Genomic DNA, 21782 nt, shown 5'->3' on the forward strand with positions numbered 1-21782 from the left:
CCGTCGGCGACAGGTGGTCAGGTCGCGGCGGCAGCGCGCAGCCGCAGGGAGTGCATCCCGCCGTCCACGGCGAGCACGGTCCCGGTGGTCGCACCGGCCGAGGGACCGGCCAGGTACGCGACGGCGGCGGCCACCTCGTCGGCGGCGACCAGCCGTCCGGTGGGTTGTCGGGCGCGCAGGGCGGCCAGTTCGGCGGCCGGGTCGGCGGCGGCGTCGATCAGCCGGCGTACCCACGGGGTGTCGACGGTGCCCGGGTTCACACAGTTGACCCGGATGCCCTCGCCGACGTGGTCGGCCGCCATGGCGAGGGTCAGCGCCTGCACGGCACCCTTCGTCGCGCCGTACAGGGCCCGGTCGGGCAGTCCGGTGCTCGCCGCGATCGAGCCGATGTTGACGATCGCGGCGTGGGCGGAGCGCCGCAGATGGGGCAGGGCCGCCCGGGTGACCCGGACGATCCCGACCACGTTGACGTCGAACACCCGGTGCCACTGCTCGTCCGGGTTGGCCTCGACGGTGCCCCGTGCGCCGATCCCGGCGTTGTTGACCAGCACGTCGAGCCCGCCGAGCCGGCTCGCGGCGTCGGACAGCGCCTCGGTCACCGAGGCCGCGTCGGTGACGTCGCACCGCACCCCGAGCAGCGGCGCCGGTACGCCGGAGGGGTCCAGGTCGAGGCAGGCCACGGCCGCTCCCCGCTCGGCCAGCAACCGGGCCGTGACGAGGCCGATGCCCGAGCCGCCGCCGGTGACCACCACGGCCATCCCGGTGAACTCGCCGGTCACGACGCCTGCCCGACCGTCTGGCGCTGGGTGCCGAGACCGTCCACCTCGACCTCGATCACGTCGCCGGGACGCAGGTAAGGCTTCGGCTCGGGCATCCCCAGCGCCACGCCGGCCGGGGTGCCGGTGTTGAGCACGTCGCCCGGTTCCAGCACCATGAACTGGCTGACGTACCGGACCACCTCGGCGACCCCGAAGATCATGTTCTTGGTGCTGCCGTCCTGTCGGCGCGTGCCGTTGACGCTCAGCCGCAGACCGAGCTGCTGCGGGTCGGGCACCTCGTCGGCGGTGACCAGCCACGGACCGAGCGGGTTGAAGGTCTCGCAGGACTTGCCCTTGTCCCACTGGCCGCCGCGTTCGAGCTGGAACTCGCGCTCGGAGACGTCGTTGGAGACGGTGTAGCCGGCGACGCAGGCCATCGCCTCGTCGTCGCTGTCCAGATACCGCGCGGTGCGGCCGATGACGACGGCGAGTTCGACCTCCCAGTCGGTCTTGACGCTGCCACGCGGGATCAGCACCTCGTCGTCCGGGCCGATCACGGTGTTCGGCGCCTTCATGAACAGGATCGGTTCGGTCGGCAGTCGCGCGCCGGTCTCCGCCGCGTGGTCGGAGTAGTTGAGCCCGACACACACGATCTTGCCGGGGCGGGCGATCGGCGCCCCGATCCGTGGCGCGGGGTCCGCGAGCACGGGCAGCCGCCCGTCAGCGAGCGCGGCACGGACCCGGGCCGGGCCGTCACCGGCGAGGAAGCTCCCGTCGATCTCGGTCACCAGGCCGGAGAGGTCCCGCAGCCGACCGTCCCGGTCGCGGACGGCGGGACGTTCCTGACCGACCGCGCCCACCCGTAGTAGCTTCACGCCGCACCCTTCGGACAGAGATCGACCTTGCTGCATCGTTATAGAGGAGTCACGAGGGTGTCGGCAAGGGGTCGTCGGGGTGGGGTGCCGCGGTCACCCACCGCAGCGCCCCGGCCAGGTGGTCACGGAACGACCGGTCGGCGTACGCCTCGACGGTGTGCCCGAGGGCGGTGTAGAACGCCCGTCCGCCCAGCCGGTCGTGGCACCAGGCCAGCGGATGGTCGGCCCCGGTGCGGCCACCGTCGTACGTGGACTCGTCGACCCGCAGCAGGATCCGGGCACGCGGGTACGACCGGAAGTCGTACCACTCGTCGACCCAGTCCCAGCGGGCCGGCAGATGCGCGGTGGCCGGATGATCAGGATCGGTCACCGTGACCGTGGCGGGCTGCACCGGCGGATGCCTGTCGAACGCGGCGCCCACCAGCTCGCCGTAGAACGGCCAGTCGTACTCGGTGGCGGCGGCGGAGTGCACGCCGAGGAACCCTCCTCCTCCACGCACGTACGCCTCCAGCGCCGCCCGACCGGCGTCGGTGAGCACCGTGCCGTTGGTGTTGAGGAAGACGACCGCCCCGACCTCGGCCAACTCGGCGACGGTGAAGACGTCCGGGTCCTCGGTCGCCGTCACGTCGGGCCACAGCTCGCGCAGGGCCCGGATGCCGGCCGGGATCGATTCGTGCCGGTATCCGGTGGTCCGGGAGAAGACCAGGACTCGCCTCACGTGACTTCGCCACCCCGCGACTCGACGTTACGGTTACGCCTCCAGGTTGCCGTACCCGTCGTCACCCGGCACGGATGGACCATGATCGGTACGATCGCGACATGACGCGCCGGACGCCGAACGCCCCGTCCGGCGCGACGGCGCTCCGCGCCGGAACGGGTCGGTGACCCGGATGGAGCTGGCCGACGGCACGATCCGGGCGTCACTGGCGGCCGGGATGGTCGGCACCACGCTGTTCGTGGTCACCTTCGTCCTCGACGGCCTGACCCGGCCCGGCTACCGCCCGGTGCGGCATGCGGTCAGCGCCCTGGCGCTCGGCCGTCGCGGGTGGTTGCAGACGACCAACTTCGTCGTCTGCGGCCTGCTCGTCGCCGCCGCGGCGCCCGGTCTCTGGGCGAGTGCCGGTGGCTGGCCGTCCGTGGTCGTCGCGGTCTTCGGGCTGGCCCTGGTGGCATCGGGCGTGTTCCCGATGGACCCGATGCGCGGGTACCCGCCGGGCACGCCGGAGGACACCCCCGAGACCCTCAGCCACAGCCACCACCTGCACGACTACGCCGGTGCCGTGGTCTTCGGGTCGCTGCCGGTCGCCGCGCTCGCCGCCGCGCTCACGCTGGACTCCGTCGGTTGGGCGCTGTTCTCCGGGGCCACGGCGGGCGTACTCGTCATGCTCACGCTCTGGTTCGGCGCGGCCTGGGAACGGGACTCGCCCCGGACCGGGCTGATCCAACGGGCGAACATCCTCGTCGGCTGGCTGTGGCTGGCCGGCCTCTGCTGGCACCTGCTGCCCTAGCCCGCACGACTCCCCTGGCCCGCACGATTCCCCTGGCCCGCACGATTCCCCTGGCCCGCACGATTCCCCTGGCCCGCACGGTGGCGCGGGCGGCTGCGCCGGCCCGCCCGGCGCGGGTCACGGCGTCAGCGGTGCGGTCGACCCGGCGTCGAGCGCCTGCCGGGCCCGCGCGACACCGGAACGGATCATCGCGCCGTACCCGTCGTCGGGGAGCGCGTCGAGGTCCGCCACCGCCGCCGCCAGGTGGCGACGCGCCTCGACGGCGTCGCCGGTCCGCCGGTGGGCGTCGGCCAGGTTGAGCCGCAGCGACGGCAGGAAGGCCCGCACCCGCAGCGAGTCGTGGTGTCGGCGGGCCCGTTCGTCGCTGAGGTCGGTGATCGCGGCCAGGGCCCGCTGGTCCCAGGCCAGCTCGTCGGTGACCGCGTCCTGCAGGTCGGCCAGGAAGTGCGCGACGGTGCACCGGTGCAGCGCGTCACCGTCGGCCCCGATCGTCTCCCAGAGCCGTTCCAACGCGTCCCGCGCGCCCGCGCGGTCCCCGGCGCGGCCCGTCTCGACGGCGACGCCGATGGCGGCCATCACGTCGTCCGTCAGGTCCGTCGTGGACTCCGGCACGGCTGTTCCTCCTGGTGTGTCGGGGACCGGTGGCGGGCCGCAGCGGCGGGTGGCGCACCGGGCGGGTCGGTGTCCCGCACCGCACCAGGTTGCGCCCTCGACCTGCTTGAGGGTCAAGAACGGCCGGGCACCGCCGGGCCGCGTCGCCGGGCCAGCCACAGCCCGGTGGTCAGCTCGTGCTCGACGACGCCACCGTGGCGGTCGACGAGGTCGGCCAGGGCGTCGTGCAGGCGGACCCGCTGCTGCTCGGGCAGCATCCGGTGCGGCGAGAAGGTGGACAGCAGAGTGAGGTAGCGCGCGGTGTCGTACGGCACGACGGTCACCACCCGCTCGTGGGTGACGTCGGTGAACCCGGGTGCCGTGCGCAGCTCCTGCGGGTCGAAGGCGCCCGGGTGCCGGGTGTGCACCGGCCGTCCGGGCAGGTCGGCGATCTCCGGGGCGTAACGCTGGTAGACCGCGTCCATCGCGGCGCGCAGTTCCGCGTCGACGAAGCCGTATTCGTGCCCGAAGATGGCGAGCACCCCGCCGGGCGTCAGTGCCTCGGCGGCCAGGCCGGTCCGTCGGGTGTGGTCGACCCAGTGCCATGCCTGCGCGCTGGCCAGCAGGTCGACCCCGCCGGACGGCGGACGCCAGTCCTCGAACCGGTCGACCACCACCGACACCAGGTCGTCGTCGGTGAAGCGTCGCGCCAGCAGCGCGGCCATCGCCGGGTCCGGCTCGACACAGGTCAGGGGTACGCCGAGACGACGCAGCAACGCGCTGCCCTTGCCGGTGCCCGCGCCCACCTCGACCACCTCGGCCGGTGTGCCGGTGGCGTACCCGGTGATCAGGTCCAGCAGGGCGGCCGGATAGTCCGCCCGACTCCGCTCGTACGCCTCGGCGACCTCGCCGAACACGTTCCGCTGCTCCCGTGGCACCGCCATGCCGTCACCCTACGGAAGAAGACCGGCCAGCGTGGGGACCGGACGGGGCGTCGGGGCGGGTCGGCCCAGCTCGCCGTGCAGGCGGGCGGCGTCCAGGCGGGGCGGCAGGCCGAACTGGCGGCGGTACTCGCGGCTGAACTGCGACGGGCTGTCGTAGCCGACCTGACGGCCGACGCCGGTGACGTCGTCGGGGCGGGTGGCGAGCAGCAGTCGGGCCTCCTGCAACCGGATCTGCTTCTGGAACTGGATCGGGCTCATCGCGGTGACCGCCTGGAAGTTGCGATAGAAGGCGGAGACGCTCATGCCGGAGAGCCGGGCGAGATCCTCCACCCGGAACGCTCGGGCGTAGTGCTCCCGGATCCACCGGACCGCGCGGGCGACGTGGCTCAGGCTGCTGTCGGCGAGACCGAGCTGCCGCACGGTGGCCCCGTGCTCGCCGGTCACCAGTCGCCAGAGGATCTCCTGTTTGACCAGTGGCGCCAGCACCGCCGCGTCACGTGGGCGGTCGAGCAGGCGGACCAGTCGGACCGCCGCGTCGAGCAGTTCCGGGGGCGCATCGCTGACGGCCAGGCCGGACGGCGCGCCGCCGCCGACCGGCGGCAGATCTCCGGGCGCCGCCCGCAGCAGCACCTCGGCGACCGCTGTCGGACGCAGGACCAGGCCGACGCCGAGCGCCGGGTGGTCCGGGTCGATCCCGAGAAACTCGCCGGTGACCGGCAGGTCCACCGAGGCGACGAGGTACTGCCCGGCGCGGTACTCGTACACCCGGTCGCCGGTCGCGAGTCGTTTCGCGCCCTGGGCGATGAGCGCCAGCACCGTGCCCGACATCGACGGCGACGGCGGCGCCGACCGGTCGACCCGCGAGATCAGCAGGTCGTCGATGGCGGTGTGCTGGTCCGGGCGGGCATGACGGTCGAGCAGGTCACGTAACTCGTCGAGACTCACCGGACCATTGGAGCAGGAAACCGATCCTCGCCACAACGAGAGGATCAGGCAAGAGGCAGGGAGAAACTGTCTACCGTCCTCGCTGCCCACGATGCTTATATGGGTTTGTCGATATCCCAACGACAACGGCCCACCTGGAGGAATCACCGACATGACCGTCGACCACGGCTTCCACGCCACCATGACCGCGCACCCCGGCAAGGGCGACGAGGTGGTGGCGCTCCTGCTCGACGCCCCCGCGCTGACGCACCCGGACTGCGTCGTCTTCCTGGTCGGGCGCTCGGCCGGCGACCCCGACGTCGTCCACCTCACCGAGGGCTGGACCAACCGGGCGGCACACGCCGCGTTCTTCGCCACCGCCCCGGCGCGCGACCTCGTCACGCGACTCGAACCCCTGCTCGCCACCGAGGCGACCTACACCGACGAGGTGCCGGTCGGCGGCCGAGCCGTCCTCTGAGCCGACACCCACCCCGCCGACCCGAGGACCCGACATGACGTTGCCCCGCCCCGACCTCGACCCCGACCTGCGGGCACTGCTCGCCGACCTGCCGCTGGTGGCCCGGCTCGACCACGACGTGCTCGCGCAGATCCGGCCGTACGCCACCACCCCCGTGGAAACCCTGCTCGACGGCGCGTCCGTGGACCGGGAGGAGATCACCGTCCCGGCCGCCGACGGCACCCCGATCCCACTGTCCGTGCTGCGTCCCGCCGGGAGCACCGGCGACACACCGGCGCCGTGCGTCTACTGGATCCACGGTGGCGGCATGGTCCTGGGCGACCGCTACGCCCAACTCGACATCCCCCTCGAATGGCTGGACCGCTTCGGTGCCGTGGTCGTCTCGGTGGACTACCGGCTGGCGCCCGAGGTGACCGGCACGACGCTGGTCGAGGACTGCTACCAGGGCCTGCTCTGGACCGCCACGCACGCCGCCGACCTGCGCATCGATCCGGCCCGCCTGGTCGTCGCCGGTGCCAGCGCCGGCGGTGGCCTGGCCGCCGGGGTGACCCTGATGGCCCGTGACCTCGGCACCCCGCCGATCGCCGCCCAGGTGCTGATCGGCCCGATGCTGGACCACCGCAACGACACCACCTCCAGCCGGCAGTACTCCGGCGGCCCCGATGTCTGGACCGGCGAGTCGAACGAGTTCTGCTGGCGCTGCGTCCTGGGCGAGGAGACCGGTCTGCCGGTGCCCGCGTACGTGTCACCGGCGCTCGCCGACGACCTGGCCGGTCTGCCCACCACCTATGTCGACGCCGGCTCGGCCGAGGTCTTCCGGGACGAGAGCGTCGACTACGCCAGCCGGATCTGGGCCGCCGGTGGGCAGGCCGAACTGCACGTCTGGGCGGGCGGCTGCCACGGTTTCGACGCGATCCTGCCGCAGGCCGCCATCTCCACCACGGCCCGCCGGACCCGCACCGACTGGCTCGCCCGAGTGCTGACCACCGACCGCACCACCCACGAAGGGACCGACTGACCATGCCCATCGCCGACGACGCCGTCGCCCGACACCCGGAGGTGATCCCGCACCTGGCGGCCCGGACCGCGCTCGGTCGGGTCGGCGAACCGGACGACATCGGGGTGGCCATCGCCGCGCTGCTGGACGACGCCGGTCGCTGGATCACCGCCCAGGACATCGAGGTCTCCGGGGGTTATCGGCTCTGACGTGGGCGGCCGGGGCGGGCGGGTCCTCCGTCCGCTCCGGCGGCAGGGCACCATGGTGGCCGACACGAGGGTTGGCGACGACGCGGCGTAACGGGCATGATCGTGTTTCGCTGCGAGAGACCGTCCGGATCGTGAGATCGGGGTGGGAGGAGGGACGCCGTCGATGACGCCGGCACAGCTACGCGCGTACGTCGCGGTGGTGCGGATGGGCTCGGTCAAGCAGGCCGCCGCCCAACTCGACGTCTCCGAGTCGGCCGTCTCGCTGCACATCGCGCAACTGCGCAAGGAGTTCGGCGACAAGTTGTTCTCCCGCACCGCCGTCGGGCTCGCCTTCACGCCCGGCGGGCTGCGGCTGGCCAGTCGCGCCTCGGAACTGCTCGGCCTGCAGGACCGCACGGTGGTCGAGGTGACCGCTGCGGCGCGGGGACGCCGGATGCTGCGCGTCGCCGCGTGCAGCCTCTTCGCCGAACTCGCCGCGCCCGGCCTGATCAAGCTGTTCACCAGGCGCGCCGCCGACCTCGACGTCGAACTGAGCGTGCGCGACGCGGGTTCCTTCGACACGCTGCTGCTGACCCGCGCGGTGGACATCGCCATCGGGCCGCAGCCGCCGGTGGTCGATCCGGCGATCACCTGCCGTCCGGTGATGAACTACCGGCTCGTGACCGTCGTCGGACCGGACCATCCGCTGGCCGGCGTACGGGCGTCAGCGGCCCAACTGCGCGAGCAGACCTGGCTGCTCGGCCCCTCGGCCACCACCCAGTTGGGCGCGGTGCCCGCGATGCTGCGCCGACTCGCCGTACCCGAGGACCGGCAGCAGATCTTCCAGAGCCACGCCGCCGCGCTCGGCGAGGCGAAACGGGGCAAGGGCGTCGCGCCCGCGCTGGCGTTCACCGTCGCACCGGAGGTCCGCAGCGGTGACCTGCTGCTGCTGGCCGGGCCGCACACCCCCGTCGAGGACGGCTGGCACTCGCTGCTGCTGTCCAGCCCGGGCACGCCCTCGGCCGCGGCGGAGCTGTCCCGGTTCGCCTCCACCTCGCGCGCCATCCAGGCGATGATGCGGGGCGCGGGCGTCAGCATGGGTCATTTCAAGCCGGCGGTCCACGTCACGCTCTGGAGCTGACCGGCGGCGTCCAGCAGGTCCTGGAACGTGCCGGCCGGCAGCAGCCGGTCGCAGTAGGGCAGCGCGGCGGCCATGCCGGCCACCCGGGGCGCGAAGCCGGGCACCCCGGCGCGCGGATTGAGCCAGACGACCCGGTGCGCCCGACGGTGCAGCCGGGCCATCGCGGCAGCGAGGTCGTCGGGCGGGTCGCTGTCCCAGCCGTCCGACCCGATCACCACCACCGCGCCTCGGACGAGATCGCCGTGATGGGAGGCGAGCAGCGTACGCACGTTGGTCGCGATCCGGGTGCCGCCGAAGCGGTCGGTCACCGCCGCACCGGCCCGGTCCACCGCCGCCACCGGCGAGGAGTGCCGCAGCACGGTGGTGAGCCGGGTCAGCCTCGTCGCGAACGCGAACACCTCGGCGTCGGCGACCGTGGCGAACGCCCGCATCAGGTGCAGGTAGGCCGTCGCCTGGGCCCGCATCGACTCGCTGACGTCGCAGAGCAGCACCACCCGGCGCGGCCGGCGGACCTGTCGTTCGCGAACCACCTCCACCGGCTCCCAGCCGGTGCGGCGGGCCCGGGCCACGGTCGGCCGCAGCGCGATCCGCCGACCGGCCGGGTTGACCCGGTGCCGCCGGGTACGCCGGGTGGGCCAGCGGCGCACGGCGGCCCGCAGCACCTCGCCGAGCAGCGCCACCTGCTCGTCGTCGAGGTCCTCGAAGGGCCGGTCGGCGAGCCCGGCGAGGGCGGCCGGGCGCCGCTCGGGCAGGCGCAGCGCCGGGTCGGACTCCTCCGCCTCGGCCACCGCCGGAGGCAGCGTCGCCCAGGGCAGCCCACCGCCCGCCCCCGCGCTGTCGGTGTCGGCGGGCAGCGGCACGTGCACCTCGTCGCGACGGCCCGGGCCGGTCGCCGCACGGGTCAACGGCAACGGCGGCGCGTCGTCGAAGACCGCCTCGAAGACCGCGTCGAAGGTGGCCAGGTCGGCGTGCCGCCGCACCAGGCTGACCCGGGCACTCCAGTACAGCGTCGACCGGTCCGCCGGGGGCGCGGCGACCAACGCCCGGACGAAGTCGTCGACCTGGGTGAGCCCGGCCGGGACGCCGGCACGACGCAACCGGTCGGCCAGCGCCACGGCGAACGCGGCCCGGTCGACGCCGCGCAGCACCCCGGAGGTCACCTGCGGGCGATCAACCAGGCGATCACCGCGCCGACCACGACGAGACCGACGACCAGCGGCACCACGCGCTTGGTGATCGACCCACCGGCGATGCTGAGCAGGTCCAGCGCCTCGTCGTCGTCCGCACGGGCCGGCGGGGCGGCACCCCGGGTCACCGGTGCGGTGGGTACCGATGCCGGTTCGGCGATCACGGTCTGCCGCGTGGTCGTGGCGTCCCCGGTGGTCGTCATCGCGGCGGCGGGGGCAGCGGTCGCGGCCCGCAGGGGATCCCCGCCACCGGCGGTCGCCTCGGTGGAGACGCTCTCCACGGCGGGGGCGAGGTCCACCGGAGTCGGGTGCCCCCCGGCGGTGCCGGTCTCCCCCGCTGCCGGCGCGGCCTGTGCGTCGGTCGCCGCTGCGGCACCGGTCGGGGCGGACGCGGGGCGCGACGTGGCCGAGGCGGACGCGGCGTCGGCCGCGACCGGTGCGGCGGCGGACGGCGCGGCGGCGGCCGGTGCGGCGGCGGCCGGTGCGGCGGTGGCGGGTGCGGCGGCGTCGGCCTCCTCGGCCGCCAGCTTGGCCTCCAGGTTGGTGACGAACTGGGCGAGCAGCTTGCCCGACACCTCCTTGATCATGCCGCTGCCGAACTGCGCCAGCTTGCCCGAGATCCGCAGGTCGGTGTCGACGCTCACCAGGGTCCGGTCGCCGTCGGGCCGCAGGGCGGCGGTGACCACCGCGGCGGCGTTCGCCGCCGAGCGGGCGTCGCGGCCCTTGGCGTCGATCACCGCGCGGTACGCGGCGTCGTCCTTCTCGACGAACTGCGCGGTGCCGGCGAACTCGGAGACGACCGGGCCCACCTTGACCTTCACCTTGCCCTTGTGGACGTCACCCTCGACGCCGGTGAGACGGGCGCCCGGCATGCAGGGGGCGATCCCCTCCAGGTCGGTGAGGACCGCCCAGGCCCGATCGATCGGGATGTTGACCACGAAATCATTGTTGAGCTTCACGACTGACTCTCCTGGTGTGTGCCGAGCGCCGACCGCTGGTGTGTGCCGAGTGCGGCGGCCACGGTGACTCGGTCGTCGGGGGTCTTGGCGATGGTGCCGATGGTCTGTAGGACGTCGTCACCGGCGAGGTCGGTGGCACCGAGTACGGACAGCGCGGCCACCCAGTCGATGGCCTCGGCCATCCCGGGCGCCTTGTCCAGTTCCCGGCCGCGTACGGCGCCGACGAACTCGGTCGCGGTGCGGATCAGCGGCTCACCGGCGGTCGGTACCGCCCGGCGGACGATCTCGGCGGCCCGCTGCGGCGCCGGGAACTCGATCCAGTGGTACAGGCAGCGACGGCGCAGCGCGTCGTGCAGTTCCCGGCTGCGGTTGGAGGTGAGCACCACGATCGGCGGGGTGTGCGCGGTGAACGTGCCGAGTTCCGGGATGGTGATGCCGGCCTCGCCGAGGAACTCGAACAGCAGCGCCTCGAACTCGTCGTCGGCGCGGTCGATCTCGTCGATCAGCAGCACCGGCGGCACCGGCCCCGGGTGGCGTACCGCCCGCAGGATCGGTCGCTCCTGGAGGAACTCGGCGCTGAACAGGTCGCCGTCGGTGAGCCGGGACCCCTGTGCCTCGGCGAGCCGGATGGCGAGCAGTTGCCGCTGGTAGTTCCACTCGTAGAGCGCCTCACCGGCGGTCAGGCCCTCGTAGCACTGCAACCGGATGAACGTGGTGTCCAGCGCCCGGGCCAGCGCCTTGGCGGCGGCGGTCTTGCCGACGCCGGGCTCCCCTTCGAGCAGCAGCGGCTTGCCGAGGCGTACGGCCAGGAACAGCGCCATCGCCAGGCCGTCGTCGGTCAGGTAGTCGACGGCGTCGAGGCGACGCGCGACGTCGGGTGCGTCCTTCACCGGGCCTGCTCCGTCAGCAGTCGCTCGTAGTCGGCGCGGGTGTCCACGTCGATCGGCACCGGACCGTCCACCGGCAGCTCGGTCACCGGATGGCGGCCGGAGTGCAGCAGCTTCCACACGGCCTTGTCGCCGTGCAGGTCGGTGAGGTCGGGGAAGACCGCACGACCGAACCGGAACGGATGCCCCAGCCCGTCGGCGTACCGGCACACCCCGAGCGGCGTCGGCGTGGCGGCGAGCCGCCGCACGTCGTCGGCGCGTACGCCGGGCTGGTCGCCGAGGAGCAGCACGAGCGCGTCGGCGCGCGGGTCGACCGCCCGCACGGCGGTGCTGATCGACGAGCCGCAGCCGGTGCTGAAGGCCGCGTTCTCCACCACCTCGCACCCGGTCAGGTCCACCCGGTCCCGGACCTGGTCCGCCGCACCGCCGAGGGTCACCAGGAGCTGACCGAAGCCGCACGAGCGGGCCAGGTCCAGGGTGGCGTCGAGCAGGGTCCGCCCCCGGTACGGCAGCAGTTGCTTGGCCTCGCCGAGGCGCACCGACGCGCCTGCGGCGAGCACCAGACCGGTCACCTTCACGGCTACCCGCCCGTGAAGCGGGCGAGGCATCCGGGGCAGCAGAACCAGTGGTCCGCACCGTCCACCCGGGCGTGCGGGGTGTCCGGTCCGACGGTCACCGTCATCCCGCACACCGGGTCCACCGCCTGCTGCGGACGGACCACGGGCGCCCCGGCCGGGGGCCGCAGGTCGTCGCGCCGGACCGCGCGTACCACGTCGGCCATGATCGCCAGGGCGATCTCCGGCGGGGTACGCGCACCGATGTCCAGCCCGGCCGGCGCGTGGACGCGGGTCCGTTCGTCGTCGGTCAGGGTCAGCTCGTCCAGCAGCGCGGCGGCCCGGGTACGGCTGGCGACCAGCGCGACGTGGCCCACGCCCGCGTCCAGCGCGGCCCGGATCGCCTCCGGTTCGCCCTTGCCGAGACCGGCCACCACGACGGCGGTGGCACCGGCGTAGTCACCGCCCTCGACGACCTCGAAGTCGAGGAAGCGTGCCAGCGTCGCCACGGCGGCGCTGATCGGGCTGGTGCCGGCCACCCCCAGCACCGCCGCGGGCAGCATCGGCCGGAGGAAGATCTCGACCGCGCCGCCGGAGTGGCACGGGTTCACCACCACCCGCGCACCCGGGGTGTCGGGGAAGGTGTCCGTGCCGTCCGGCAGCACGCGCAGCAGCAGGGTGTTGCCGTCGCGCAGGGTGTCCAGCGCGGCGGCGCGGACCGAGCTCTCGGCACACGCCCCACCGACGAAGCCCTCGATCGACCCGTCCGGCAGGATCACCGCGTCGTCACCCGGCCGCGCCGACGTGGGTTCCTGCGCGCGGACCACGGTGGCGTGCACGAAGGGTTCCCGGGCGGCGCTCAGCACACGGGCGCGTTCGGTGATCGTCGTCGACACGTCGCCTCCTCAGATCGGCGGTCGGGCCTGGCCGCGCATGGCGTCCCAGACCCGCGACGGCGTCAGCGGCATGTCGGCGTGCCGGACCCCGAACGGCTTGAGGGCGTCCACGACCGCGTTGACGATCGCCGGTGGCGAGCCGACGGTGGCCGACTCCCCCACACCCTTGGCGCCGATCGGGTGGTGCGGCGACGGGGTGACCGTGTAGCCGGTCTCCCAGTCGGGCACCTCCAGCGCGGTCGGGATGAGGTAGTCCATCATGGACGCGCCGAGGCAGTTCCCGTCCTCGTCGAAGGCGATCATCTCCATCAGCGCCATGCCGACGCCGTCGGTCAGGCCGCCGTGCACCTGCCCCTCGATGATCATCGGATTGATCCGGGTGCCGCAGTCGTCGACCGCGATGAACCGGCGCACCGTCACCTGGGCCGTGCCCGGGTCGATGTCCACCACGCAGATGTACGCCCCGTGCGGGTAGGTCAGGTTCGACGGGTTGTAGCAGATCTGCGCCTCCAGTCCGCCCTCGATCCCGTCGGGCAGGTCACCGGCGCCGTGCGCGCGCATGGCGATGTCCTGGATCGTGACGGACTTACCCGGGTCGCCCTTGACGTGGAAGACGCCCTTCTCCCAGTCCAGGTCGGCGACGGACACCTCCAGCATGGCCGAGGCGATGATCTTGGCCTTGTCCCGGACCTTGCGGGCGACCAGCGCGGCGGCGGCCCCGGAGACCGGGGTGGACCGGCTGCCGTACGTGCCGAGACCGAACGGGGTGTTGTCGGTGTCGCCGTGCACCACGTCGATGTCGTCCGGCGGGATGCCGATCTCCTCGGCGATGATCTGCGCGAACGTGGTCTCGTGGCCCTGGCCCTGGGACTGCACGCTGAGCCGGACCACGGCCTTGCCGGTCGGGTGCACGCGCAGCTCGCAGCCGTCGGCCATGCCCAGCCCGAGGATGTCCATGTTCTTGCGGGGACCGGCGCCGACGGCCTCGGTGAAGAAGGCGATGCCGATGCCCATCAGCTCGCCCCGGGCCCGCTTCTCCTCCTGCTCGCGGCGCAGCTCGGGGTAGCCGGCCATCTCCATGGCCAGCCGCATGGTCGGCTCGTAGTCGCCCGAGTCGTAGACCCAGCCGGTCTTCGTCGTGTACGGGAACTGCTCGGGCTGGATGAAGTTCTTCAGCCGCAGCTCGGCCGGGTCCATGCCCAGCTCGTCGGCGAGGCAGTCGACGATCCGCTCCACCAGGTACACGGCCTCGGTGATCCGGAACGAGCAGGCGTACGCGACACCGCCGGGGGCCTTGTTGGTGAAGACCGCGGTCATCTTGCAGTAGGCGGCCTCGATGTCGTAGCTGCCGGTGAAGACGCCGAAGAACCCGGCCGGGTACTTCACCGGCGCGGCGGTGCCGTTGAAGGCGCCGTGGTCGGCGAGCACGTTGGTGCGGATGGCCAGGATCTTGCCGTCCCGGGTCGCCGCGATCTCGCCGCGCATGATGTAGTCGCGGGCGAAACCGGTGCTGATCAGGTTCTCCGAGCGGTCCTCCATCCACTTCACCGGCTTGCCGGTGACGATGGAGGCGACGATGGCACAGACGTACCCGGGATAGATCGGCACCTTGTTGCCGAACCCGCCGCCGATGTCCGGTGCGATCACCTGGATCTTGTGCTCGGGCAGACCGGCCACGATGGCGTACAGGGTGCGGTGCGCGTGCGGCGCCTGGGTGGTGGACCAGAGCCGCAGCTTGCCCTCGATCGGGTCGAAGTCGGCGAGCGCGCCGCAGGTCTCCATCGGCGCCGGGTGCACCCGGGGATAGACGATGTCCTCGCTGACCACCACATCGGCGCGGGCGAACGCGGCCTCGGTGGCCGCCTCGTCGCCGGTCTCCCAGTCGAAGCAGTGGTTGTTCGCCTTGCCTTCGAGGTCGTCGCGGATCACCGGGGCGTCCGGCTCCAGCGCGCGGCGCACGTCGACGACCGGGTCGAGGATGTCGTACTCGACGTCGATCAGCTCCAGCGCGTCGCGGGCGGCGTACCGGTCCTCGGCGACCACGAAGGCCACCTCCTGGCCCTGGAAGCGCACCTTGTCGGTGGCGAGCACCGCCTGCACGTCGTTGGAGAGCGTCGGCATCCAGGCCAGGTTCTGCTCGGCCAGCATCGCCCCGGTCACCACCGCCTTGACCCCGGGCGACGCCTCGGCGGCGCTGGTGTCGATGGAGACGATCCGGGCGTGCGCCACCGGCGACCGCAGGATGGCCAGGTGCAGCATGCCGGGCAGTTGCACGTCGTCGACGTAGCGGCCCCGGCCCCGGACGAAGCGCGGGTCCTCCTTGCGCAGCATCCGGCCGTACCCGACCGGCTTCTGGTCGTTGTCGTGGAACGTGTCCACGGGCTCGTGCACGGTCGTCATGCGGGGCTCCCGGCAGGCTGGCCGGCGTCGGAGATCTCGCCGGCGGCGGGTGATTCGGTGGACTCGGCGACCGTGGCCGCGGCGGCCTGCTCGTGCACGGCGGCCCAGCGCACGGACCGGACGATGGTGGAATACCCGGTGCAGCGGCAGATCTGGCCCGAGATCGCCTCGCGGATCTCCGGCTCGCTCGGGTCGGGGTTGCGGTTCAGCAGCGCCCGCGCGGTCATCATCATGCCCGGCGTGCAGAAACCGCACTGGAGGCCGTGGCACTGCATGAAGCCCTGCTGCACCGGGTCCAGCTCGGCGCCGGAGGCAAGGCCCTCGACGGTACGCACCTCGTGGCCGCCGGCCATCGCGGCGAGCACCGTGCACGACTTCACCGGCTCGCCGTCCAGCCAGACCACGCAGGTGCCGCAGTTGCTGGTGTCGCAGCCCCAGTGCGTGCCGGTCAGACCCAGCACGTCCCGCAGGAAGTGCACGAGCAGCAGCCGACCCTCGATCTCCCGGGTGACCTCGACGTCGTTGACGGTCATGGTGACCTGCATGCTCAGCTCCTCGCCCGCTCGGCGGCCCGGCGCAGGGCCCGCTTGGTCAGCTCGGCGGCCAGATGCCGCTTGTAGTCGGCACTGCCGCGTTGGTCGGTGACCGGTTCGCACTGGCTCGCCGCGATCTCGCCGGCCCGCGCGAACACGCTCTCGGTCGGCTCCTGCCCGCGCAGCGCGGCCGAGACCTCCGGGATGCCGGTGGTGTTCGGGCCGACCGCGGCCAGCCCCACCCGGGCGTCGGAGATCACGCCGCCGTCCAGCCAGATCGCCGCGCCGGCCGAGACCACGGCCCAGTCGCCGGCCCGGCGTTCGACCTTCTCGTACGCGCTGCCGCCGCCGGGGCGTACCGGCAGCCGGACCTCGATCAGCATCTCGGCCTCGCCGACCGCCGTCTCGTACGGTCCGACGTGGAACTCCTCCATCGACACGATCCGCTCGACGCCGCCGGGGCCCCGGATCACGCAGCTCGCGTCCAGCGTGGTGCAGACCGCCGACAGGTCCTCCGACGGGTCCGCCTGGCAGAGCGAGCCGCCCAGGGTGCCCCGGTTGCGCACGATCGGGTCGGCGATCACCCGCTCCGCGTCGGCGAAGATCGGGAACGCGGCGGCCAGTTCGGCGGACTCCAACAACTCGCGGTGCCGGGTGAGCGCGCCGATGCGCAGCTCGTGCCGGCCGGGCCGGATGTAACCGAGTTCCGGGTGCAGATCGTTGATGTCGATCAGATAGTCGAAATTGGCCAGCCGCAGCTTCATCATCGGCAGCAGGCTGTGCCCACCGGCGATCAGCCGAGCTGTTCCGCCCAGCCGTTCCAACAAACCTATGGCCTGGTCCACACTGGTGGCGCGCTCGTACTCGAACGGTGCCGGAACCTGCATGATGTCGCTCCTCCACGGTCCCGCCAGAATCTGGTCGGGGCCGTTTACAAAGTCAACGTCGACCTAAGCAATTGCTTAGGTCGGGTTGACGATGACACCGGTGTCCACGGATGGTGCAGCCATGCGGGACATCGCGGACGGACTGACGGACTGGCGTACGGCCGGCGTCGCGTTCGCCGTGGCCACCGTCGTCCGCACCTGGCGCTCGGCGCCCCGGCAGCCCGGGGCCACCATGGCGGTCAACGCCGACGGTGAGGTGCTGGGCAGCGTCTCCGGTGGCTGCGTCGAGGGCGCGGTCTTCGAGCTGTGCCGGGAGGCGATCGAGACCGGCAAGGCCCGGACCGAGATCTACGGCGTCAGCGACGACGACGCGTTCGGGGTGGGTCTGACCTGCGGCGGCACCATCGAGATCCTGGTGCAGCCGCAGGCGGCGCTGACCGAGACCGACGCGGTCCTGGAGGCGATCACCGCCGGTCGGCCGGTGGCCACCGCGTCGACCGGGGACGCCCAGCTCGTGGTCTGGCCCGACCGGGTGGCCGGCAGCCTCGGCGACCCCGACCTGGACCGCGCGGTGGCGCAGCAGGCCGCCGGGATGCTGGCCCAGGGCAGCACCGGCACCGTCCACCTCGGTACGCACGGCGAGCAGCGCCGCGACGAGGTGTCGGTCTTCGTCCAGTCGTACGTGCCGCCGCCCCGGATGATCGTGTTCGGCGCGATCGACTACGCCGCCGCCGTCGCGCGGATCGGCCGGTTCCTCGGCCACCACGTGACGCTCTGCGACGCCCGTCCGGTGTTCGCCACCCGCAAACGCTTCCCCGACGTGGACGACCTCGTGGTGCGCTGGCCGCACGAGTACCTCGCCGAGACGACCGTCGACGAGCGCACCGTGCTCTGCGTGCTGACCCACGACCCGAAGTTCGACGTCCCGCTGCTCCAGGTCGCCCTGCGGACGCCCGCGCGCTACATCGGCGCGATGGGCAGTCGCCGCACCCACGACGACCGGATGCGTCGGCTGCGCGAGGCGGGGGTGGACGAGGACACCCTGGCCCGCCTGCGCTCCCCGATCGGGCTGGACCTCGGTGCGCGGACGCCGGAGGAGACGGCGGTGGCCATCGCCGCCGAGATCGTCGCCGAGTCGTGGGGCGGCTCGGGTCGTCCGTTGACCGAGCTGGACAGCCCGATCCACCACGACTGAGCCCGCCGACCGCGCCGGTCCCGGCTCAGACGGTGATGACCACCTTGGCGCGGGCGTGCTCGCCCTCCAGGTAGCGCATCGCCTCGGGCACCTCGGCGAGCGGGTACGTGCGGTCGACGACCGGGTCGACCAGGCCGGCCTCGACCAGGTCGCGCAGCCCGGCCAGCAGTTCACGGCTCTGCGGCGTCGCGAGCAGTTCCCTCCGCTCACCGGCCACGCGCGTCGCCAACCGGGCCCGGAGCAGCAGTGCCATCGGCCCGACCAGGGCGGGCCGGCCCTGGAAGGTCCCGCCGCCGGAGAGCACCAGCGTGCCGCCGGGGACCAAGGCGCGTCGCAGGTCGGCCAGGGACCGGTTGCCGACCAAGTCGAGCACGACGTCGTGGCGGCGGCCCAGGCGGGCGAAGTCGTGCGTGGTGTAGTCGACCACGTGGTCCGCGCCGAGCGACCGGACCAGGTCGACGTTGCGGGTCCGGCAGACCGCCGTCACGGTGGCTCCGAGCGCCTTGCCGATCTGGACGGCGAACGTCCCGACACCGCCGGAGGCACCGTTGACCAGCAGGGTTTGCCCGTCGCGCAGCCGCCCCACGTCGCGTACCCCGAGCAGGGCCGTGTTGCCGGCCAGCGGCAGCGCCGCGGCCTGCGCGAAGCTGAGCCTCGCCGGTTTCGACTCGACCTGGGCGGCGGGTACGCAGAGGTACTCGGCGAACGCCCCGTGCAGGTCGCCGGTGTCGCCGTACACCTCGTCACCGGGGCGGTACCGGTCGACGTCGGCGCCGACCGCCTCGACGGTGCCCGCGAAGTCGGTGCCCCGGATCACGCGTCGGGGCCCGCGCAGCCCCATCATCTGCGGCGCGGCCAGCCGGGCCAGGTAGGGGTCGCCGCGCAGGACGTGCCAGTCCCGCGCGTTGAGCGAGGCCGCGTGCACCCGCACCAGCAGCTCGTCGGGGGCCGGGACCGGCCGGTCGACCTCCTGGAGCCGCAACACGTCGGGTGAGCCGTATCGGTGCGCAACGATCGCCTTCATGACGCCATGGTGGTGTTCGCGGCGGGCACGACTCATCGGCACACGGGCCGCGACCGCACCGGTCCCCGGCAGGAGGCGGCCCGACCGAAAGTACGACCCGGCCGCGACACGGGTGGCGCGGCACCCGCTCCCGGTCAGCGCGGCTGGCCCCGCCACGGCGTGACCGGACCGCTGGGGCGGTCGCCCCGCAGGGTGATCCGGTGGACCACCCGGCGCGCGTCGCCGTAGTCGCGGTTGGCGTAGTGCGCGGTGCTGCGGTTGTCCCACATCGCCACGTCGCCGGTCCGCCAGCGGTGCCGCACCAGGTGCTCGGGCTTGGTGAGGTGCGCGTAGAGCAGATCCAGGATCGCGCGGCTCTCGGCCTCGGAGACGCCGACGACGTGCGAGGTGAAGCCCGGGTTGACGAAGATGCCCCGGCGGCCGGTCTCCGGGTGCACCCGCACCACCGGGTGCTCCACCGGATCGAGCCGGGTGACCACCTCGCCGTCCCAGACGCTGCCCCGGCCGCCGCGCCGCTGGGCGAGGTAGTAGCCGAACTCGCGGTTGCCGTCGTGCACCGCGACCAGCCCGTCCACCAGCCGCCGCACCGGCTCTGCGAGGGAGTCGTACGCGAGCTGACTGTCCGCCCACGTCGTGTCACCCCCGGTCGGTGGAAGGGTGACCGCGCGCAGGATCGACCCCAGGGGCGGACGGGCGACGAACGTGACGTCGGTGTGCCAGACGTCGGCGAAGCCGTTGTCGGCGCTGTCCAGCGCGTAGACCTCCGGGTGCGCCTCGTCCACCCCGCCGACCACCGGGTGCGAGGCGGTCAGTTCCCCGAGTCGGCGACCGAGGCGTACCTGTCCGTCGTCGTCGAGGTGCTGATCGGCGAAGAACAGCACCTTGCGATCCACCAGAGCCGCGCGTACCGCGGCGAGTTCGGCGTCGGTGGCCCGGTCGAGGTCCAGCCCGCGTACCTCCCCGCCGAAGTGCGGTCCGAGCGGATCCAGAGCCAGGTCGACGAGGGTGTCGGTCATCGTGGTGTCCCTTCGGTTCGGACTGCGGCGGTACGGACGGCGTGGCCGATCGTGGCGCGCAGGGCGGCGTACTCCGGCGAGCCGCGCAGCTCGTCCGGCTCCACACCGGTACGCGGCAGGTCGACGTCCAGGTCGAGTGCGACGCGTCCCGGACGGCTGGTCAGGACGACCACCCGGCTGCCGAGGAACACCGCCTCGTCCACGCTGTGGGTGACGAACACGCAGGTGCGGCCGGTGTCGGCGCTGACCTTCCGCAGGTCCTCCTGAAGCCGTTCGCGGGTCAACGCGTCGAGGGCCGCGAAGGGTTCGTCGAGCAGCAACAGGGGGTTCTCCACGGCCAGCGCCCGGGCGATAGCGACCCGCTGCTGCTGCCCCCCGGAGAGTTGCCAGGTGCGCCGGTGCGCCACGTTCGGCAGCCCGACCCGGTCCAGCAGCTCGGGCACCCGGCGGGTCCGCTCGGCGCGCGGCACGCCGGCGTACCGCAGCCCGAGACCGACGTTGCCACCGACCGTCCGCCAGGGCAGCAGCCGGGGCTGCTGGAACACCAGACCGGCGTTGCGGCCGGGCACCGGCGTCACGCCCGCCGCGGTGACCGTGCCGCTGGTCGGGCGCTCGAAGCCGGCGATCAGCCGCAACAACGTGCTCTTGCCACATCCGGAGGCGCCGACGAGGACCACGAAGCTGCCCGGCGGAACCCGGAGATCCACCGGGCCCAGTGCGGTCACCGCGTCGGGACCGGTGCCGTAGACGTGGGTGACGTCGCGGATCTCGACCGCGTCGTCAGGGCTGGAGGACACCCGGCAGTCCCCTGGTGTAGATCGCCTCGGCGAAGACCGACCGGTCCGGCACCGCGTCGATCTTGTGCTGCGCCTTGAGGAACACGGCGGCGGCGTACAGGTTGTCGGCGAGCCCGCCGACCTTCTCCGGCGTACCGAGCCACTCCGGGCCGGACAGCTCCGCCGGCTTGAGGAACACGCCCTGGCTCAACTGGTGGCGGGCGTCCTCGGCGCTGAGGTTCAGTTCCGCGCCGACGGCGGTGGCGGCGGCGGCCGGGTCGGTCGCAATCAGGTCCAGTGCCTGTGCCTGCACCCTGCGCCAGGCGTCCACCGCGTCGGGGTGGGCCTCGGCGAACGCGGTGGAGACCACGCCGAGGTCCAGCGTCGGCTTGCCCGCGGTGGCCAGTTCCCGGCTGGTGACCAGCACCTGTCCGGTCTTCTTGAGTTCGTCCAGCGACGGCAGCCAGGTGTAGGCGGCGTCGAGGTCGCCACGGGTCCAGGCGGCCTGGATGTCCTGCGGCTCCAGGTCGACGAGGGTCACCTCGGACTCCCGCACACCGGCCCGGTCGAGCGCGGCGAGCAGACTGTAGTGCGCGGTCGACGCGAACGGGGTGCCGATCTTCTTGCCACGCAGGTCGGCGACGGCGGCGACGCCGCTTCCGTTGCGCGCCACCAGTGCCTCGTTGTCGCCCGCCACGTCGAGGACGAAAGCGACCTTGTACGGCAGGTTCAGCGGTGCGGAGAGTCCCCGGGCGACCGGGGACGAGCCGATCGCGGCGATGTCCACGCTGCCGGCGGCGAACGCGGTGTTGATGCTCGCTCCGGAGTCGAACTTGGTCCAGGTGATGTCGTAGTCCGGCAGCGCCTTCTCCAGCAGCCCCTGGTTCTTCACCACCAGGTCACCGCTCGGGAACGCCTGGTAGGCGAGCCGGATGGTCCTGTCCTGCGGGTCGCCGCCGCCGCTGGCGGCGCCGTCGCCGCAGGCCGCGAGCCCGACGGTGGAGAGCAGCAGCAGGCTCGCGGTGACGGCACGGGTGAAACGTCGGTCCACGGATTGTCCATTC

At 73.0% G+C, this 21782-nt stretch carries 24 protein-coding genes; 6 read left to right on the forward strand and 18 right to left on the reverse strand.

Annotated features, from left to right (window positions below):
* Positions 1–17 precede the first annotated feature (17 nt).
* From ACWDVW_RS19040 to ACWDVW_RS19050, 3 genes are read right to left on the reverse strand one after another with little or no spacing between them, the layout of a single operon-like run.
* Positions 18–779: an SDR family NAD(P)-dependent oxidoreductase gene (locus ACWDVW_RS19040; RefSeq protein WP_449950491.1), complete on the reverse strand. Its 762-nt coding sequence runs from the start codon at positions 777–779 to the stop codon at positions 18–20.
* Positions 776–1633, reverse strand: coding sequence for a fumarylacetoacetate hydrolase family protein (locus ACWDVW_RS19045; protein ID WP_449950494.1), 858 nt, complete (start codon positions 1631–1633; stop codon positions 776–778). The genes ACWDVW_RS19040 and ACWDVW_RS19045 overlap by 4 nt, the downstream gene beginning before the upstream one ends.
* Before the next feature lie 49 nt (positions 1634–1682).
* The gene (locus tag ACWDVW_RS19050) at positions 1683–2351 is read right to left on the reverse strand and encodes a ThuA domain-containing protein (RefSeq protein WP_449950497.1); all 669 of its coding nucleotides are present in this window, start codon (positions 2349–2351) and stop codon (positions 1683–1685) included.
* A gap of 172 nt (positions 2352–2523) precedes the next feature.
* On the opposite strand from ACWDVW_RS19050, the gene ACWDVW_RS19055 reads away from it, so the two are divergent.
* Positions 2524–3141, forward strand: a complete 618-nt coding sequence (locus ACWDVW_RS19055) for a DUF998 domain-containing protein (protein WP_449950671.1) — start codon at positions 2524–2526, stop codon at positions 3139–3141.
* 117 nt (positions 3142–3258) lie between these two features.
* Here the strand turns inward: ACWDVW_RS19055 and ACWDVW_RS19060 are convergent, their stop codons facing one another.
* The 3 genes from ACWDVW_RS19060 to ACWDVW_RS19070 all read right to left on the reverse strand — a co-directional run bounded on the left by ACWDVW_RS19060 (position 3259) and on the right by ACWDVW_RS19070 (position 5621).
* Positions 3259–3753, reverse strand: a complete 495-nt coding sequence (locus tag ACWDVW_RS19060; protein WP_449950500.1) for a hypothetical protein — start codon at positions 3751–3753, stop codon at positions 3259–3261.
* Between the two features lie 113 nt (positions 3754–3866).
* Positions 3867–4676, reverse strand: a complete 810-nt coding sequence (locus ACWDVW_RS19065) for a class I SAM-dependent methyltransferase (protein WP_449950503.1) — start codon at positions 4674–4676, stop codon at positions 3867–3869.
* A gap of 9 nt (positions 4677–4685) precedes the next feature.
* Positions 4686–5621, reverse strand: coding sequence for an AraC family transcriptional regulator (locus ACWDVW_RS19070; RefSeq protein ID WP_449950506.1), 936 nt, complete (start codon positions 5619–5621; stop codon positions 4686–4688).
* 151 nt (positions 5622–5772) lie between these two features.
* Here ACWDVW_RS19070 and ACWDVW_RS19075 point away from each other — a divergent pair, with 151 nt between their 5' ends.
* From ACWDVW_RS19075 to ACWDVW_RS19090, 4 genes are all read left to right on the forward strand, one after another.
* A complete protein-coding gene (locus ACWDVW_RS19075) occupies positions 5773–6078 on the forward strand; it encodes a putative quinol monooxygenase (protein WP_449950509.1) in 306 nt (101 codons plus the stop codon).
* A 34-nt stretch (positions 6079–6112) separates the two neighbouring features.
* Complete coding sequence (locus ACWDVW_RS19080; RefSeq protein WP_449950511.1) at positions 6113–7096, forward strand: alpha/beta hydrolase; 984 nt, start codon at positions 6113–6115, stop codon at positions 7094–7096.
* 2 nt (positions 7097–7098) lie between these two features.
* Positions 7099–7284: an SDR family oxidoreductase gene (locus tag ACWDVW_RS19085; RefSeq protein ID WP_449950514.1), complete on the forward strand. Its 186-nt coding sequence runs from the start codon at positions 7099–7101 to the stop codon at positions 7282–7284.
* 163 nt (positions 7285–7447) lie between these two features.
* Positions 7448–8404, forward strand: coding sequence for a LysR family transcriptional regulator (locus ACWDVW_RS19090; protein WP_449950517.1), 957 nt, complete (start codon positions 7448–7450; stop codon positions 8402–8404).
* Here the strand turns inward: ACWDVW_RS19090 and ACWDVW_RS19095 are convergent.
* Genes ACWDVW_RS19095 through ACWDVW_RS19130 form a run of 8 tightly spaced genes read right to left on the reverse strand, consistent with a single transcriptional unit; the run spans position 8365 to position 16707 of the window.
* On the reverse strand, positions 8365–9564 hold the full coding sequence (locus ACWDVW_RS19095) for a vWA domain-containing protein (RefSeq protein ID WP_449950520.1): 1200 nt from the start codon (positions 9562–9564) through the stop codon (positions 8365–8367). The genes ACWDVW_RS19090 and ACWDVW_RS19095 overlap by 40 nt on opposite strands.
* Complete coding sequence (locus tag ACWDVW_RS19100) at positions 9561–10550, reverse strand: SRPBCC family protein (protein WP_449950523.1); 990 nt, start codon at positions 10548–10550, stop codon at positions 9561–9563. Before ACWDVW_RS19100 ends, ACWDVW_RS19095 begins: the two co-directional genes overlap by 4 nt.
* Positions 10547–11440, reverse strand: a complete 894-nt coding sequence (locus ACWDVW_RS19105) for an AAA family ATPase (RefSeq protein WP_449950526.1) — start codon at positions 11438–11440, stop codon at positions 10547–10549. The genes ACWDVW_RS19100 and ACWDVW_RS19105 overlap by 4 nt, the downstream gene beginning before the upstream one ends.
* Complete coding sequence (locus tag ACWDVW_RS19110) at positions 11437–12045, reverse strand: nucleotidyltransferase family protein (RefSeq protein WP_449950529.1); 609 nt, start codon at positions 12043–12045, stop codon at positions 11437–11439. Before ACWDVW_RS19110 ends, ACWDVW_RS19105 begins: the two co-directional genes overlap by 4 nt.
* Positions 12018–12887 carry an XdhC family protein gene (locus tag ACWDVW_RS19115; protein WP_449950532.1) on the reverse strand — a complete coding sequence of 290 codons (870 nt, stop codon included), beginning with the start codon at positions 12885–12887 and terminating at the stop codon, positions 12018–12020. The genes ACWDVW_RS19110 and ACWDVW_RS19115 overlap by 28 nt, the downstream gene beginning before the upstream one ends.
* Before the next feature lie 9 nt (positions 12888–12896).
* The gene (locus ACWDVW_RS19120; protein ID WP_449950535.1) at positions 12897–15287 is read right to left on the reverse strand and encodes an aerobic carbon-monoxide dehydrogenase large subunit; all 2391 of its coding nucleotides are present in this window, start codon (positions 15285–15287) and stop codon (positions 12897–12899) included.
* Positions 15284–15832 carry a (2Fe-2S)-binding protein gene (locus tag ACWDVW_RS19125; protein WP_449950537.1) on the reverse strand — a complete coding sequence of 183 codons (549 nt, stop codon included), beginning with the start codon at positions 15830–15832 and terminating at the stop codon, positions 15284–15286. Before ACWDVW_RS19125 ends, ACWDVW_RS19120 begins: the two co-directional genes overlap by 4 nt.
* 2 nt (positions 15833–15834) lie before the next feature.
* Positions 15835–16707 (reverse strand): FAD binding domain-containing protein, encoded by an 873-nt coding sequence (locus tag ACWDVW_RS19130; protein WP_131053981.1) that lies wholly within the window; start codon positions 16705–16707, stop codon positions 15835–15837.
* Between the two features lie 121 nt (positions 16708–16828).
* Here ACWDVW_RS19130 and ACWDVW_RS19135 point away from each other — a divergent pair, with 121 nt between their 5' ends.
* On the forward strand, positions 16829–17902 hold the full coding sequence (locus ACWDVW_RS19135; protein WP_449950541.1) for an XdhC family protein: 1074 nt from the start codon (positions 16829–16831) through the stop codon (positions 17900–17902).
* A 25-nt stretch (positions 17903–17927) separates the two neighbouring features.
* On the opposite strand, the gene ACWDVW_RS19140 is transcribed toward ACWDVW_RS19135, so the two are convergent.
* The 4 genes from ACWDVW_RS19140 to ACWDVW_RS19155 form a co-directional block, all read right to left on the reverse strand.
* On the reverse strand, positions 17928–18926 hold the full coding sequence (locus ACWDVW_RS19140; RefSeq protein WP_449950544.1) for an NAD(P)-dependent alcohol dehydrogenase: 999 nt from the start codon (positions 18924–18926) through the stop codon (positions 17928–17930).
* A 134-nt stretch (positions 18927–19060) separates the two neighbouring features.
* Positions 19061–19942, reverse strand: coding sequence for a TauD/TfdA dioxygenase family protein (locus ACWDVW_RS19145; RefSeq protein WP_449950546.1), 882 nt, complete (start codon positions 19940–19942; stop codon positions 19061–19063).
* Entirely contained in the window at positions 19939–20739 is an 801-nt protein-coding gene (locus tag ACWDVW_RS19150) for an ABC transporter ATP-binding protein (protein WP_449950549.1), read from the reverse strand. Before ACWDVW_RS19150 ends, ACWDVW_RS19145 begins: the two co-directional genes overlap by 4 nt.
* Positions 20723–21769, reverse strand: a complete 1047-nt coding sequence (locus ACWDVW_RS19155) for a taurine ABC transporter substrate-binding protein (protein WP_449950551.1) — start codon at positions 21767–21769, stop codon at positions 20723–20725. Before ACWDVW_RS19155 ends, ACWDVW_RS19150 begins: the two co-directional genes overlap by 17 nt.
* Positions 21770–21782: the final 13 nt, after the last annotated feature.

This window comes from Micromonospora sp. NPDC003241 (assembly GCF_053589795.1).